This window comes from Pseudomonas ficuserectae, from assembly GCF_024584585.1.
Lineage (GTDB): Bacteria > Pseudomonadota > Gammaproteobacteria > Pseudomonadales > Pseudomonadaceae > Aquipseudomonas > Aquipseudomonas amygdali.
The window spans coordinates 106,525-123,113 of the sequence record NZ_CP085684.1 but is presented as its reverse complement, the minus strand read 5'-3'; the positions used below and the strand labels follow the sequence as shown (position 1 = coordinate 123,113).

General features: G+C 54.8%; 9 protein-coding genes and 3 pseudogenes. 5 read left to right on the top strand and 7 right to left on the bottom strand.

All coding sequences use genetic code 11. The annotated features are described in order from the left end of the window. Positions 1–285: 285 nt before the first annotated feature. A complete protein-coding gene (locus LJU29_RS00570; protein ID WP_257112909.1) occupies positions 286–6,024 on the top strand; it encodes a type III effector in 5,739 nt (1,912 codons plus the stop codon). Between the two features lie 147 nt (positions 6,025–6,171). Here the strand turns inward: LJU29_RS00570 and LJU29_RS00565 are convergent. Continuing rightward, positions 6,172–6,307, bottom strand: a pseudogene (locus tag LJU29_RS00565) (LacI family DNA-binding transcriptional regulator); the annotation flags it as partial. A 61-nt stretch (positions 6,308–6,368) separates the two neighbouring features. Here LJU29_RS00565 and LJU29_RS00555 point away from each other — a divergent pair. Next, a pseudogene (locus LJU29_RS00555) lies at positions 6,369–6,586 on the top strand (hypothetical protein); the annotation flags it as partial. 289 nt (positions 6,587–6,875) lie between these two features. Here LJU29_RS00555 and LJU29_RS00550 read toward each other — a convergent pair. From LJU29_RS00550 to LJU29_RS00540, 3 genes and pseudogenes are all read right to left on the bottom strand, one after another. Next, on the bottom strand, positions 6,876–7,499 hold the full coding sequence (locus tag LJU29_RS00550) for a glycoside hydrolase family 25 protein (protein ID WP_054995932.1): 624 nt from the start codon (positions 7,497–7,499) through the stop codon (positions 6,876–6,878). A 297-nt stretch (positions 7,500–7,796) separates the two neighbouring features. Continuing rightward, complete coding sequence (locus tag LJU29_RS00545; RefSeq protein WP_005760372.1) at positions 7,797–8,120, bottom strand: hypothetical protein; 324 nt, start codon at positions 8,118–8,120, stop codon at positions 7,797–7,799. A gap of 40 nt (positions 8,121–8,160) precedes the next feature. After that, a pseudogene (locus LJU29_RS00540) lies at positions 8,161–8,577 on the bottom strand (P-loop NTPase family protein); the annotation flags it as partial. 332 nt (positions 8,578–8,909) lie between these two features. On the opposite strand from LJU29_RS00540, the gene LJU29_RS00535 reads away from it, so the two are divergent. The 3 genes from LJU29_RS00535 to LJU29_RS00525 all read left to right on the top strand — a co-directional run bounded on the left by LJU29_RS00535 (position 8,910) and on the right by LJU29_RS00525 (position 11,678). Beyond that, positions 8,910–9,101 carry a Com family DNA-binding transcriptional regulator gene (locus LJU29_RS00535; RefSeq protein ID WP_054078654.1) on the top strand — a complete coding sequence of 64 codons (192 nt, stop codon included), beginning with the start codon at positions 8,910–8,912 and terminating at the stop codon, positions 9,099–9,101. Positions 9,102–9,112: 11 nt separating this feature from the next. Next, complete coding sequence (locus LJU29_RS00530; protein WP_057443805.1) at positions 9,113–10,408, top strand: glycoside hydrolase family 68 protein; 1,296 nt, start codon at positions 9,113–9,115, stop codon at positions 10,406–10,408. A gap of 88 nt (positions 10,409–10,496) precedes the next feature. Next, entirely contained in the window at positions 10,497–11,678 is a 1,182-nt protein-coding gene (locus tag LJU29_RS00525; protein ID WP_257111524.1) for a glycoside hydrolase family 10-like protein, read from the top strand. 721 nt (positions 11,679–12,399) lie between these two features. Here LJU29_RS00525 and LJU29_RS00520 read toward each other — a convergent pair. The 3 genes from LJU29_RS00520 to LJU29_RS00510 form a co-directional block, all read right to left on the bottom strand. Continuing rightward, on the bottom strand, positions 12,400–13,587 hold the full coding sequence (locus tag LJU29_RS00520) for an AMP-binding protein (RefSeq protein WP_054995849.1): 1,188 nt from the start codon (positions 13,585–13,587) through the stop codon (positions 12,400–12,402). Between the two features lie 88 nt (positions 13,588–13,675). Continuing rightward, positions 13,676–15,052 carry an MATE family efflux transporter gene (locus LJU29_RS00515; protein WP_257111523.1) on the bottom strand — a complete coding sequence of 459 codons (1,377 nt, stop codon included), beginning with the start codon at positions 15,050–15,052 and terminating at the stop codon, positions 13,676–13,678. A 662-nt stretch (positions 15,053–15,714) separates the two neighbouring features. Then, positions 15,715–16,568 (bottom strand): IS5 family transposase gene (locus LJU29_RS00510; RefSeq protein WP_122320865.1). Its coding sequence is split into 2 segments (ribosomal slippage): positions 15,715–16,220 and positions 16,220–16,568, totalling 855 coding nucleotides; the frame shifts between segments, so codons are not numbered across the junction. Positions 16,569–16,589 lie beyond the last annotated feature (21 nt).

Here is a 16,589-nt window from a genome sequence, read left to right as displayed (position 1 = left end):
GGCTCTAATCGGTAGAGCCCATAGTATTCCAGTCACAAGCTTGTAATGGAGATGTAGACCACCTCCTATTCGGCATGATGCCGTTGGTTCTTCGTGGGTAATAAACAGGACATATATTTTATATACAGGAGTTTAATAATAACGATGGTAAAGGTTACCTCTTCCGGATTTACTGCCAACCCTCTCCCTCATCATGCAGACAGTGTCTCGCCTGCTAACAGCCCGCCTCAGCTACCTGAACCATTGCCCTTGGTTGATGAAAGCCCGTCGTCTCACAAGGGCGGCATGCGAAATCGGGCTCATGCAAGTTTGAATAGTCAGGTGCTCGGACTGCAAGCGGTGCCGTCGCAACGCGGAAGGCATGTTCGTATCAGAAGTCATACAGATGGGGTGAGCGTCATTAATGACTGGCTGGCAAAGCGACCGTCGGTTCAAAGCGAAACCAGCCTTGATAACAATGGCAAGCTAGTGCGCTATACCGCCATGCATCACGAGCCGCTAGCGCCGCGTAATGAGGCGTTTTTCACATCCGTACCAGGCATGTTGATGGCCGTTTTGACGGTCCACCCTGACATTGAATACGGCATCAGCGGAGAAATAACTGCCGATGCTGTGGCTGCCCGGCTTGCCGAACCGCCGATAGGATTATTAACAGGAGTCTGGCAGTCCTCCCATGATCGAGCATACATAGAGCGCGGCGGTGTGGTTCATACCGCAAATATGAAAGAGCGCTGGACGTCATTGACGCTGCCTGGCGCGGCCCCCCGAGAGCCCCTGCGGATGATTGGTTTGCAGGCTGATGGCGATGTCTATCTACACAACGGCAGGCAACTCTGGCGCGCAACCGACACGTCTGCCGAGTCCGTGCCGACCGAACGGCTTCCCGAAGGCGCGGCGGTGCGCATTGGCGCCGGTCGCGAGGTGCAATGGCTGCATGAGGGCGCGGTTCATTCAAATGGCATTTCCCGTCCTGTCGAGCTTTTGCGGCCAGAAGCCAGCGGCCTGGGGGTCGAGCAGAGTCCGGCCCGCCCCGTTGATTTACTGCCATTGCCGCGCGGCAACGCTGCGCTGATCCTCGATGATAAAGGACGTATTTATCAGGCCGATCTGAAAGGCACCGGGCCTGTTGAAGCCCACCGGCTGAAATTACCTGGCGATTTTGCGCAGGGCAAAGGTTGGGCCGTGACCACCATGGGGTTGTCCAGGGACAACACTGTTCATCTCATGTTGCAGGATCAAAACGGGCGGCGCATGAGCTTGCAGCGAGCGCAGAACGAGGTGCTGTTTCGGCCGGCGTATCTGCTGGATCGCCCGTTGCTGCTGCTCTACACCGAGGGGCTGCATGTTCCGTCGGAGACCGCTGTGCAGTCGCACGTTCAGCTTGATGGTCATGCTCAGGTGGGGCATATCGACGGCGTGCTGCATTATCAACCGGCTCCTGACCAGCCATGGGAGCGGTTAAGACAGACGGGCGGCGAACAGCTGACGGGTGTGACCGCTCTCTATTCCTCTGCGTTGGGATTTATCGACAGGAAACCGGTTTTTGCTTTATTGGGGGATGCACGGCAGGTCGTCGAACTGAAACTGGAGGGCCGTACCTCTTGGTTGCCGACTGATGCCGAACTGCCGCGTCATCCTGCGGGGGGACCTTTGGCGGTTATCCCGGATACAGTGGAGTTACGCTCCAGGCTTATCGCGCAGTTTGACGAGCCAGTGCAGGCGCTGGCGGTTCACAGCAATCGCCAGAGCGTCGCGCTGATGGAATCAGGTCTGCTGATCGCCGCCGACGCGGATGGCAAAGCCCGCCGACTTCCCCTGATGCAGCGCCCCATCGCCCTCGCCATAGGGCTCAACGATCAGTTGCTCGTGTTGCATCATCCTCATAACCAGCGACCTCAGTTGAAACGTTTGAGCGCGAAAGATGACTGGGAGCCGGTGCCGATAATTCTGCCGGGGATTGATCACCCTTCGAATCTTCGCGCCACTCGAACTGGGCAAATACAATTGCAGCTGGGTGATAACTGGCACACGTTGCTGCCTGCGATGACGTCGCACGACAATCGTCCCTTGCCAGCACGCGTAAAGCCCGAACCGGAGGCAGACGAACTGCCGTCGGAGAACTTTCTTGCAGGCACCAACGCCCGCGTCAACCAGCAGCAAGCCAGTCGTATCAGCACACCGCATCATGATGCATCTGCGGTTACGACGCTGATGGGGACAGCAGCGAACAACCCGTTGACGATGACGTCGAGCGTACAGGCAGTGGTTGATACGACGCGCGCTCAGGTTGGCGCATTGGCGAGAGATGTGTTGGGCGGAGTGACGAAAAACACGATGCGGGCAATGGCGCACAAGCTTGGCGTCGTACTGCCGCCGACAACCCAGGAGAGGCGTCTGGCCAGTTTCCATTATGAGGCGAAGCAGGCGTATACGTCAGGTAAAACGCTGTTCGAACAGTTGCCGACGCTCGCGCAAGTACGCGTCGCTTCAGCCGTAGGACCGTCCGACGGAGAAAAGTTCGGGCTGTCACATCAGCAAACGCAACGCTTGTTGAACCTGCGGGAAGAGAAGCTGGAAGCGCTGTTACGCGACTTGCGCAAGATAGGCTTCCATGAAGGCGTGATCATGGGCGATATGGGGGACGGCGAGAGTGCTGGCGATCTGACGTCTACCACCTCTACGCCAACGTTCCGGCTGGCCGAGCTATGGCGGCGGCAGCATTCGCAAGTGAATAAAGCGCTGTCTTCGGTCGGCTTGTCCAGATCAGAAGATATTTTGCCGAACCTGAACCAGAGTATTAAAGCCTTGGCGGGTGGCGCGGCGCTGCACGCTGATCGTATGGGCGAACGTGAGGCTGAGCTGTTGAGCGTCTTGTGCGAGGTCAGCGAAAAAATGATGCGTGCTGGCGTACGCTTGCCGGCGGATGATGGAAGCGCTGACAGTGCCAGCAGCCATGCGCCACACGGCTTGCGAACATCAGGGTTGATGGCGGGTTTGGTGGACTATGATGCGCTGTTGACCAGCACCGATACGCAGGCGCTGGAAATGGCGGAGAGGCTTCAGCAAGATGCCAGGCTTCCGGGGTTGTGCAAACTCGGTCTGTCTTCTTGGGTTCAATTAGCGGCCTTCGATGATGTGGTGACGACGTTTCGCGAACAGATATCGTTGCCGGGCTCGGCACGCCGCACCCAGTTGCTCAAAAATCTTGGCTTGCCGCCCGATGCCGCGCCGGACGAAATGGCCGCGCGTATGTCCGATTTACTCCTAGATCTGTTCAACAGGAGTACCTTTTTCTCGACGCAGTCGCGCGGTCTGGAAATTCGCGGGTCGTTGGGGGGCGCCGACTGGAAACATCTTAATGCGTTTAGCGTCGGCATAACTGGCGAGGCGCTTCAGGTACTCGGCGTGGAGCGCATCGGTGACGGCAAGGACGGCGATGCCGGGTTGGTCGCGTTTTTTGTGCGCCACGCCAAGGCCTCCGTATCAGCGACGTCAGGGGTCGGAATCGACTTCAAGCCAGGCCTTGGCACTGGTGGCCGTGTTCTTGATTCGCGGCCGGGTCGCTCGATGAACTCAACGTGGGGAGGCTCCGCCAACCTGGGTATTTCCGGGACATACCAGCATGGTCAAGGCGCCGCCGTGATTATCGCGCCTTCGACGATCTCTGATTTCGTGCGGCTGTTATTCGACGTCAATCACCCCGATAGTACTCAGATCCTGCGCACTGGCGTGAACGGTGGTTCGATTGGTCTGGATCTGTTCGAAACCAATTTGAATGGCTCGGTGGGGGCAAACGTCAGCGTATCGCCGTTTAGCCTGAGCCAGAAATATGGACCACAGAAACCGTCGGCAGATGCTGCTGCATCCGGCGCCGACAACCGACGCAGTACCGCGTCGGGGGCGCTGTCGGTAGGCGCGACGGTGCAGGCTGGCGCGCACTGGGGACAAATGGAGTTGCACCTGGATCACGCCTGGGCAGAGATTATCGGCCTGGAATTTCAAGGGCGCACGGATTTCAATCTGGAGTTCAACAGCAACTTGAATCTGGGAGGCGCGCTCTCTTCAGCGCTCGGCGATCGCCCTCAAAAGTTGATAAATGCGTCTACTGGAAATGGTAACCTGCAGCTCGCCGGTATCCGCGTTGCGTCAAGCGATGTGCAACTGCCGACCGATAGCGTGGTGGACGATAAGCGCCGCGGCCCCTTCCTGTCGACGGCCAGCTATAAACGCACCTTCGATACGCAAGTCGCCAAGCCCATTACGGCCAACGAGTGGAGCCAGATGCGTCAGCGTCTGGCCAGCGCCTTTCCTGACAATATCGGGGAGTTGGGTGCGCTCGCTTATTCGACCAGCCCCAGCGAGCGTATCGCGACAATCAATCAGATGATTGACCGTATACAAAGTTCGAAGGCGCGTAACGTTGAAGCCGGTGGTGCCCTGGATGGAAATGCATTGCGCCGTCAGCGCCTTGATGCGGCCCGAGAGATGTCGAACGCAGGCAACAGTGTGTGGCAGGCGAGCTCCGAAATTGATCGCGCCTCGGTAGTGGAGATGCTGCATCAATTGCGTCAGCAGGAACAAAGCGCCGTCCAGCATCATGCCCGCGCAATTCCCGGAGCGCGGGTGGAGTTCAACCTGTTCGGGCGTGAATCGCTAGAAACCGTAGTCTTTCACGCCATCGGCCATATAGGGCTTGGCAGCAAACTGAACGACATGGCGGAACTGCGTCGCAAAACACCTGGCTTTGATCAGGTCATGCGCTGTTTCCAGTCGTTGCCCAACATCAATCAGGTGCGATACGTGTTCGAGATGCGTCCGCAGGCGAGGTTCGCCATCAATGACGCGCTACTGGCGCGCGAGCAGCAGGCGTCGGCACGTGCGCTGGGTTTGCCGGGCTCCTCAGCAAGCGAACTGAATTGGCGCGGCGTTCTGGACAAGATCAAAAACACACCTGACCTGTACCGGCTGGCGGCGATCGCCGTACATAACACCGATGAAAACCCCGTGACTTCAAGAATAGGGCTGCCGCTGCTGAACGTTTCGGCCACTGGCGCGACATCGCATCAGTTGTTCGAAGCGGAAATCCAGTTCCGATACGGTCTTTATGACGGTTTGCAAGGTATTGAGGTGCTGGAAGCCGGAAGCAGAGCGCTGCAGTCGCCGTTACGGGTATTACAGCAATCCGGTATTCAGGCTCTGGGGCAGAGAACCCAGGCCGGGGATGTTCCGTATGGCCCTCCGTCGCCGCGTAAAGAGGCGACGATGCGCACCGCAGGGGAGGCTGCTGCCCTGACAACGAATGACGTATGGCGACAACTTGACGGCAAAATTCAGCGTATGAATTCGGCGCATGAACGTGAGGCGAATGCTATCGGTTCGTTTCAGCATGCTTATGGAACGGCGTCCGCGCATGTAGACAGACTGCTTTTGCGCATTCCTGAATTGCCAGCGCCTGAAATTGATGACCGCAACGCCGATGGAGAAAGTGTGCGGGGTGCATTTGCGTCGCTCAAACGAAATCATCAGGCCCTGGATGAAGATGTAAAGGCCATGCTCCAGGCTAGCGAAATGGTGTACTCGATATCCGGCGAGCGGACCAGGCAGACGGAAACTTCGGCTTTGGCCCATGTGCTCAGTGTTGAAAAAAGTCGGCGTTCGCTCGGACATGCCATGGAAATATTGGCTGGCAAAGGGGTGGAAGCTGGCACGGCAACAGGACTTGAACTTAACAGGGTCTCATCGCAAGTGAACGCCCTGGTCGTTCGCCGCGACGAGTTGCTGACGCAACTTGAACGAGGTGCTCAGGAGGGCGGTTCGAACAGCGAAGAGATGGCGATGGAGCTTCAACAGACAACATCATTACTGCAGCGGCTGCGCGCCGACTTGCTCGGCGAGCGGCAAGCGATGGACGCTACTGCCAAGCGCCTGGATCAGGCAAACCGTGTTGCCCTCGAAGGTGAGCGCAGCTTCAGCGATGCCGTTCGTGATATGACGTGGGGTGAACTCGATAAGATGCCGCAGTAATTCCGTTACTCACTGAAACAACAAAGGAAGCGACCTGAGGGGCGCTTTTTTTGTTGTGGTTCGTCGTTCGTCTGGTTGAATCTCAACGACCGCTATACAAGCAGTAAGTGCTCAGCGTTGATGCGTGATCTATCCCTTGCAAGTCGCTCATAACGATTCCCTGACCACCAGCGGACAATCCACTGGCTGGACTCGGCTGGGCTCCCGAGACTTCGAGGCTTTCTATCAAGTGCCGGGCAGCATTACGACCGATCTCGTAGTACGGCAACTGCACCGTGGTCAGGCACTGCTTCGCACAGACTTGGTGATACTGGATGAATTCAGATATTTGCCCTTCAGTCAAAGCGGTGGCACCTCCGCCCTTTTCGGTCGTGGGTTTGGAATATCGCGGTGGTGAGCGTTTCTTGTCAGTCGCCCCGCCTGGCAGCACTCAACTGAGCCCACTGAACCTCATACGCCCCGGCGATATGGTCGCAGCAACTGGCAGCTCAACAGCCTGGATGACTCCCGCGCACTGTTCAGTATCAACGGCTCCACCCGCATTCTGCCCCTGCGTCCTTAGAGGTTCATATGTCCATCTACAACCTGAGAATGCTCACACTGGTGGGGATATCAGGGGGTCGATGCGTGCGTAATGACTACCTGTAACGGGTCGCAATCAGCACGCTTTTTGGCTCAGATTATCTACGACTGAAGGATCACTCGGGCTCACAGTAACTGTAGCAGGCTTGTCTTCGGCGTTATCGTCCAACACCCTATAGTTTGTTGGACGATAAACGTGCTTTCAATAGGCTACCAGCTGCGATGCAGTTAATGTCATTAGCGCTTAGCCCAATTACAAAATCACTGGATCAAATACGGACCCAGTTAAGATCTACATCAACCTCAATGCCGTCGATGCGACCTTTATTACTGTGCTGCCAAATTGACCAGCTTTTACCTGCTGCCTTCCATGTAGCGGGAATCCTAGGTTCACTAACATTCCAATTAGCGATCCACAGAGGGTATTCACTAAAGGCATACTTATCCCCTGAAATATGATTTGCCCAGAAATTATTATCGCAATATATAAAGGGTCTTTTTCCTTGTAAAATTTTTTCACTCTCCAATAAAGTTAGCAGCTTATGAAGATTATCAGCCATTTCGTCCGGCGTGGCTTTTTCGTTGCCTTCGAGCTCCGCATCAATGGCAAAAAACTCAGTTGATGCATCGAAGCCAGCAGCAGTAAGTGTACTAACGATGTTATCTCGTTGTGCTTCCGGCGAGCTACTGAGTGCTCGAAAGTAATGATATGCCCCCGTTTTTATTCCAACGACTCTAGCGTCCGTACGATACGTGGTATATTTTGCATCCTGTACGGTAGCGCCTTCTGTTGCTTTGATAAAAGCGTACTCAATGCCAGCCTCAGAAACTTTTTTAAAGTCAACATCACCTTGAAAATGCGATAGATCAATACCTTTCTTATTTGTACTCACGAACCTCTCCTGTTTTTCGTATCGGGAAATTTTAGAACTAGTATCAGCAGCCCTTTAAGCAAACTGCCAGCGGTATGAGTGGCTGCTTTTCTACTTTTTGTTCCACTCATCCACTGCGCATTAGGATTTTCGACCCGACAAGTGTTGCCCAGGTATCCTTCTGATTCTCCATTGAGAATTTCCTGCAAGGTGCTTCCGGACACCGCTCGGCCCCAGGCGGCCGATAGCCGTCTGCGTGGTGGTGCATTGGAATGGTTTGAAAATGCGGGAGTATCAGGAGAGATGCGGGTGCAATGCCTACTTGCTGGTGTTCTTGTCCTCGCCTTGATACTCGAACTGGCGCAGCTCGCGGTTGTTGGCAAAGCGGGCATCACCGTGCAGCGAGGTCTTGGGCTTCAAGCGCATGAAAATGGCCATCAGCGTGATGCCGACTGGCAGGAACGTCAGGGCGGCCGTCACACACCACGACCAAGGCACGTACAGCATCCGCCGGTCGTTCCAGGGTAGTTTGCGGGCCTCCCACAGTGTGTCCCAGGACAAGCCGGCGAAGTGACCTTGAGTCAGGTGCAGAAACAGCGCACCCCCTGCGTACAGCCCGATCACAAAACACACGATCATCATGACCACTATCGATAACGACTTTCCACCACATGGCGTTCTCCTAGGCAGCTCGTTGACGCTGGCCATTGAGCAAGGCAAGCTTGTGTTCGGGTTCGTAATGCACTTCCTCGATGTAGGTGTTTTCCATGTACACCACCACGTCGAATGTGGTCCGTACCAGGCGCTCGATGTAGCTATAGTCCAGGCCGATGCCGATCGGTGACTGCTTGATCAAGCCGCACACCCGAGCGAATCCTGCTTCGGCATCGTTGGCGTGCGCCGTACATACGGTGCCTCCGGTACCGGTGTTTTGCATTTCAATGTAGTGCCACGCCTCATCGCCCGTCAGCTCTGCCAGAAACAGGTGGTCGGGCTTCATCCGCAGCGAACTGGCCACCAGCGCTTTAGGTGCAACCACATGGCCGTAGAGCAAATGCACATGGTTGGGATGAAGGGGCAGGGTGTCCTCCAGTCTTTCCTAGCTACCCAATTTTTCGATTAGTCATAGCACTTTCATAGGAAATTCCTTTTTCTGAAGCGCCCTCAATAAAAGCGCTGTCTCGTACCGTTTATCCGGGTCAATTGCGCAACTGCGGTCGAACTCGTGTTGAACTCCGGCCAAACTCTACCTACTCCGAAACTGCCCCTTTCCAGCCTTTCCGGAGGGGGGTAAAAAGGTTCCACGATATGCGATTTGCGCCTCAGGGCAGCCGCCGGACACGGGCTTTTAAACAGCGCCAACCAGTAAATTGCGATCCCCCAAACCCCGCCCAGGCGGGGTTTTTTATTGGGCGAAGCACAAGGAGACCAATGCAAATTTTGAAAGACTACCGATGCGGGCAGTGCAAGAAGCTGCTGGCTCGCATCGGTGACTACACCGAACTCCAGATCAAGTGCTCCCGCTGCGGGACGTTGAATCATGTGAAGGCCGTGAGCCTTGAGTCATCGCCTTTGAGCGACAGAGGTACAGCAGCGTCGCTGCTGCCTCTCAAAGCTATTTAAAGGTATCAATTATGTCCAATAGCAGCTCTGCTGTAAGCCAGCTCAAAAATAGTCCTCTAGTAGGTAACATCAACTACGCACCCACTGTCTGGTCCCGCGCCGACGCGCTGAAGGTCAATGAAAATGACCCGACCACCACGCAGCCACTGGTCAGTCCAGACTTTCCGGTCATGAGTGATACGGTATTCATCTGGGACACCATGCCGCTGCGCGAGCTGGATGGCACGGTGGTTTCGGTCAACGGCTGGTCGGTCATCCTGACCCTGACGGCTGACCGTCATCCCGATGATCCGCAATATCTCGACGCCAATGGCCGTTATGACATCAAGCGTGACTGGGAAGATCGTCATGGCCGCGCACGCATGTGCTACTGGTACTCGCGTACCGGCAAGGACTGGATCTTTGGTGGCCGTGTAATGGCCGAGGGGGTATCGCCCACGACGCGAGAGTGGGCGGGCACACCCATACTGTTGAATGACAAAGGCGATATTGATCTTTATTACACCTGCGTCACACCCGGCGCAGCGATCGCCAAAGTACGTGGCCGTATTGTGACGTCCGATCAGGGCGTGGAGTTGAAAGACTTTACCCAGGTCAAAAAACTGTTCGAGGCCGATGGAACGTATTATCAAACCGAAGCGCAGAACTCGAGCTGGAACTTTCGCGATCCCAGTCCGTTCATTGATCCCAATGACGGCAAGTTGTACATGGTGTTTGAAGGCAATGTCGCCGGTGAACGCGGCTCGCACACAGTAGGGGCTGCCGAACTTGGCCCTGTGCCGCCGGGTCATGAAGACGTGGGGGGTGCCAGATTCCAGGTGGGTTGTATCGGTCTGGCGGTTGCAAAAGATCTCAGTGGCGAAGAGTGGGAAATACTTCCGCCATTGGTGACGGCCGTCGGCGTGAACGATCAGACAGAGCGCCCGCACTATGTTTTTCAAGACGGCAAGTATTACTTGTTCACCATCAGTCACAAGTTCACGTATGCCGATGGTATTACAGGGCCAGACGGGGTGTACGGCTTTGTCGGCGAACATTTGTTTGGTCCGTACCGGCCAATGAACGCTTCCGGCCTTGTGCTCGGTAATCCGCCCGAGCAGCCTTTCCAGACGTATTCGCACTGCGTCATGCCGAACGGTCTGGTAACTTCTTTCATCGACAGCGTGCCCACCGAAGGCGAGGATTATCGTATCGGCGGGACCGAAGCGCCGACGGTGAGAATCCTGTTGAAGGGGGATCGCTCGTTCGTGCAGGAAGAATATGACTACGGTTATATTCCTGCGATGAAAGACGTGCAACTGAGCTGACACGCCGCTCCCATACGATGCCTGAAGAACGCCTGTGAGAGCAGGCGTTCTTCGTTCACTCAGAACCCTGTACAAAGGAGAAACCACAATGGCAACTGCGAACAAAAACCTCAAGGCGACTTGGGTCGCGACAGTTACGAATCTTGACTGGCCGTCAGTCTCATCTGTGGCCATCACTGATGAGGCTGCACGTGTCAGTAAACAGAAAGAAGAATTGACCGGCATTCTTGATGAGATTGTGGCAATGAAAATGAATGCCGTCATATTCCAGGTTGTTCCCTGCGCAGATGCATTCTACGCATCAGATCTGCTTCCATGGTCGAAGTACCTGACGGGTACGCTCGGAAAAAACCCCGGCTTCGACCCACTGGCTTATGCTGTTGAGCAGGCGCATGCTCGTAATATTGAGCTGCACGCATGGGTGAACCCGTACCGCATATCGATGAGCGCCAGCGATGGCACAATGGAAGAACTGAATAACTCATCATCTGACTCGCCAGCCAGCGTGTTTAATACGCATCCTGAGTGGACTGGGGCCGCAGCGAACCGCTTTGTTCTCAATCCCGGCATACCTGAAGTTCAAGCGTGGGTTGGTAGTATTGTTGAAGAAATTGTCACCAAATACGATGTTGATGCGATTCAGTTCGATGATTATTTTTATTATGAAACCGCGGATTCCCTGCTGCAGGATGATGCCACCTATCAGAAATACAATACGAACTTTACCACGAAGGCCGACTGGCGGCGGAATAACACTTATTCGCTGGTTGATACATGCCATAAAAAAATAGCCGCCGTAAAAGCGGATGTCTTGTTTGGCGTCAGCCCGGCAGGCGTCTGGCGGAATAAATCTGACGACCCGCTGGGGTCTGATACGCAGGCCGGTGCGTCTAATTACGATTTTGCGTATGCAGACACACGGAAATGGGTCATTGACGGCATCATTGATTATATCGCCCCGCAGGTATACTGGCCGTTTGCTCGTGAGGTTGCGTGTTATGATGTCATCACACAGTGGTGGGCGGATACCGTCAGCGGAACTGGCACAGCGTTATATATTGGTATGGCTCTGTATAAAGTGGGAACGGCATCAGAAACCGAGCCCGACTGGACTGTCGAGGGGGGCGTGCCTGAAATTACCCGTCAGCTTGACCTGAATGATTCTCTGACTGAGATTTCCGGGTGCATGTTATTTCGACATATGTTTCTGCGGGCCTCACAGACTCAGCAGGTGGTCGACTACCTGAAGCTTCGCTGGGCTGACGTCTAATATTGTATTGTCGGGGGCTTGGGGAATAACGTAACAGAAAGTGCACTTAAGCCCAGCCTGTCCGTCCCCCCTAATGCAGCCTGGCCAATACGATAAAACCACGTTTTATGATACCGCTTCAGCGAGCGCCACGACAGGTGATATCACCCTGAAAAGCGGTGCCATAAACTCGTTCAGAAAATCAAAGTTCGCTAATCCCCGCAATCTGAGAGGATTAGCAAACTCTAACCATGCCTTACGTTGGTTTTCAGTTCCATTGCTTGTTGCCGCTGATGCAGAATTGACCCATGTGTCGAAATTTCGCTGACCCAAGCTTCTACTCCGTAAAGCGTTAGCAGGTCTGACTTTGGGCTGAATACTTATGGGGCAAAGCCAAGTCGTCACATGGGTCAATTCTGCATCAGCGGTAACAGCCTGGTCAACAATGCCCACAGCATCGCGCAATTGAGTTACGTGCCGGCCTGATACGGGAGAGGTGCGTCCAAAATCTGGAAAAGGTACAGAAAAGTCGCTTTCAATCCATTTTTCGGCGTGGGTGATGGGTGAAAAAAGCTTTTTGCCGACATCGACGCCACGTTGGCATCACACAGAGGGTGCCTTTTTAGGAGGATTACCCTGTATAGGAATTATTGAAATTCCTATACATGAACCCTCTAAAAAACTGCCCCGACACCGCCAAAGGCCCCGTCGGTGCAGCTACTCACTCGTTCACATCAGCCATTCAGTTTCGGCGGTCGATGATGTAGAGCATTTTGCCTCGCTCCGAGACGGCGTAGTCTCTGGCATCCTTGCGCAGGACCGACACGCTGCCTTGGTCTTTCTGATACGCCTCGTTGATGTCGGGGATATCAGCGATGGCTGTTTCGATTCTGGCGCGTTCGTCTTCATCGACTTCGGAGGCCTGAACGAAAACGGTCACCAGCTCCTTGCGCGCTTCGGTCACTGACAGGTGGACCTGCATTTCCAGCGATCGGCCCAGTGTCTGTTTAATGGCTTGCTGAATGATGCCCAGCCCGATGAGGTTGCCCATGAAGTTGAAGCTCATGTCCTCCCGCTGGATATCTGTCAGGTAGAGCTTGTCGCCTTTCATTGAAAGGGTTGCGGTGTCTCCTAGGCGATACCTCAGCAGCGGCGTGAAGTTCTCTCGGGTCAGCGAGGTGATGAGGATGCTGTCGCCTTCTTTTTCGATGAAATACTTGTCGGACAGAAACTCATATTCCGTGTGGCACGGGCTGTTGGTGAAACCCAGAATGCCGCCCTCGGAACTGCCATACACACCGACAATGGAAACCTGTTCGCCAAAGGCTTCCCTGATGATTTTCTTCTGGAAGGTTTTCAGGCCTTCGCCATTGAAGACGACCTTTTCGATGTCAATGTGCACGCCGTGCTGTTGCATGGCGTCGATGAACTGCAGGATGGTCGATGGTACGCCAAGCAGTACGTTGAGCTTGATCGAGTTGAGTGCCTCAAAGTGACTCTTGGTCAGCAGGGTAATGTCGCCCACCGACACTACATGCGCACCGCAGTTGCCGGCCATCATGGTGGTGATATTGTTCAGGGCAGAAAACAGGTTGATTGTGAACAGGTTGGCGCAGCGATCACCGGGTTGAATAAAGCCGTTGCTGCGGAAGACGTTGGAGCGTGAGCTATCTTCATCGACTTCGCAGTCGTAGTAGTAATAACAGCGCTTGAGGTTGCCGCTGGTGCCACTGGTAAAGCCGATCAGGCAGTTTCGCTCGTTGCGTTCCAGACAGCGTTCGGTCTGCGCCGTGAAGCCTTCCTTGTCCATGATCGGTACATGTGTTCTGAAGTCCTGGTAGGTGAAACCTTCAAAATCATTGTTCTGGTGGGTCTTAGCGGCAGTATTGGAAATTCTGCTCCATTCCTTTTCTACATCGTAGGCAGTCATGCGAGTCCTCTATAGTCTGTTTTTTTGATTTTCTGCACATCCTGCTCCCCCCCCCCGACAGCCAGGCTAGGGGGAGGCAAAACGTGGACTATGAGTTACCCCGGTGGAGGGATCGGTTCCCTATTGAATGAATTTCGATGTCCAACATCTTTTTCATGAGCAGATGCGCGAGCCAGCAGGCACAAAAGGCCACTATGGTGTTACCCATCAACTGCCCGAGCATTACCCCGACGCTGCCAAATTTATGTGCCCCATACCACACGAACGGCATGGTTCCCAGGCTGGCGCGCAGCCAGCCGAACAGTGTGACGTACGCAGGTCGCCCCATACTGAGGAAGACTGAGGTGGCAATAAATTGCAGCCCAATCAGCGTCCAGAGGACGCCACCCCATCGACAGAACGCGAAGAACACGACCAGACCTTCACCGGCGACATGAAACAAGCTGGCTAATGGCTCAGCGAGCAGAATGAGTAACAGCGAGGTCACTGAGCCGTAGGCGATCAACAATCCGTACGTTATCTTTATGGCTTGCGACACGCGAGCAGTGTTCATTGCGCCCAGGTTTTGCCCCAGTATAGGGATCAGCGCACCGGGCAAGGCGAACACGACACAAAAAGCAACCTGAATAACCCTGTCGATCACCCCGATAGTCGCCAGCGCCTGAGACCCGAACGGCGCCATCGCAGCCATTACGTATGCCATGCCCACTGGAGTCGCCAGGTTGCCAATCACCGCTGGCAAGGCGGTTCGCCCGATATTTCTGATGTCACCTGACAGGTTCTTCAGGCTGACCCGACAGGTCAGATGGGCGACTCGGTGAACGTAGTAAAACCCCAGACAGGCCGATACCAGGCTCGATATCAGGTAGGCGATGCCAGCCCCCACCAGGCCCAGATCGAACACCAAAATAAGCAGCGGATCTGCGATGGCAACGGCGGCCGTCGCCGTCAGCAGGGTCCACATCGCCTGTTTGCCGAAGCCTGCACTGCGCAGTATCTGCACCCACAGCTGCTCGACAGCGACCAGCACCGAAGCCGGAAGGGTTAGCCACAGATACTCACGCGCCGCTGTAAAACTGTTGCCCTCTGCGCCCAACATGCGGATGGCTTGGTCGAGAACTACCAGCTCAAGCGCAGCACCACAAACGGTAGCCATGCTGCCAAGCAGCACACCACTACTGGCGAGGCGTCTAGCTTGATCCGGCACGCCGCTACCCAGGCTTCTCGAAACCGTTGTCGAGACCGCCACGGCGATGCCCAGGATCATCGAAATGAGGAAAAACATCAGGGTTTTGGCTACAGCGAACGCAGCCAGCAAACTGTCGTCACGCAGCATCGCGATGTAAACCACGGTCAGCACTTCGATCAGAAAGATCGACAGCAGGCTGGTCGCACTGGTGCTGGTCATGAATACTACATGCCGCAACATCGACCCCTTGGTGAAGACTGCTTTGGTAACTGCCATTGATCCTTCTCTTCTCACTGATTTCAGATGAGCAACGGCATTGCGTCACCTAAAGCCCTGTACGAAAAGTGGCTGCGCATCCGTGATGCTGCGTTAAAAACAAGCTCGGAATACTCATACAATCCGTAGAATCCGCTTCCTCGCCTTTTTTGCCTTGCATGAACCCCATGGACTTTTCGTACATGGCCTAATATGTGGTCATCAGCGCTTATGGGTTCCGAAGAAAGATTCAAAACTGGCGGATATGTCGCTCAAGAAGCTCCACGCTGATGTGGACATATGGCCATCCTGATTTGTCATTGCTTCCGCATAAATGATCTGTTGGAGCAATTCGACGCTAGGCCAATCAGGTCAAAACGCTGCTCACTAACGTGTTCATCCGCCTGCGCTTGAGCTGCACGAAAAAATGCTCGCGGCTGACTTGCCGATCTGCTTCGCTCATTTTCATTCGCAGCTAATGTGAGCCAGAGGACTGCGTCAGTCGCAGTTAATCTGAGCCGAAAAGTGCGCTGATTGCGAGCACGGCCGTTTTCGATTGCAAACCGCTACATCTAGGCCGGTACCGGCCCAGGACAGGACAGCCCCAACACAAAACAGCTTCAGACCGTTGCTTTATCATCGAGGCTGGCCGGGATATCTTTACGATACACTTGGCCAGGCTGCTAGGGTTTGTCTGAAAAGTCAGCCCGCAAGCATTTTTCGATGCAGGCCAGTGTGACCATGGCTTTAAAGCTGCTGGCCAGTTTGTCGTAACGCATAAAGATCCGACGTTTTTCCTTAAGCCAGCTGAACACCCGCTCAATAACGTTGCGTTTTTTGTACTGAGGCCTGTCAAACAGCCGAGGCAGGCCGGGTCGAGGCTTGCGATGCATCTTGCGCAGCGGAATCACCGGCTGCATGCCGTAGCGGTCGCAGTACTGACGTATAACCTGGCTGTCATAACCCTTGTCGGCAAGCACATAACGACAACGCTTGCGCGGGCGACCCCTGCTTCCAGGAAGGCTGATCTGATCCAGCAACGGCATGAAGTAGCGCGAGTCAGCCTGCTCGCCGGGCGACAGCATAATGGCCAGCGGGATGCCATGACTGTCGCAGGCGAGGTGTATTTTGGTGGTCAGTCCGCCCCTGCTTCGGCCGAGACAGTGGTGTTGCGGTTCCTGCGGGCCCCTTTTTTTCCAGCACCGCTGGCAGCCCGGCTGGCCCGGATTGACGTGGAATCGACCATCCAGGTATCCAGATCGATGAATCCGTCCTCTCGCAAACGAAGATGAAGGTGGCGCAGAACCTGCTCGAACTTGCCGTTGTCACGCCATTGCCTGAAGCGCTGGTAAACGGTCTTCCAAGACCCAAAACGCTCTGGAAGATCCCGCCATTTGGCGCCAGAGCACAAAATCCAGAAGATTCCATCAAGCATCTGACGATCATCGCGCCTTGGCCGCCCCATGTGTTGAGGAGGCGAAATAATGGCTTCAATGATCGCCCAACGCTCAGATGAAATTTCATAACGGTCTGTCATGACGGCTCTCCTGGCAACCAG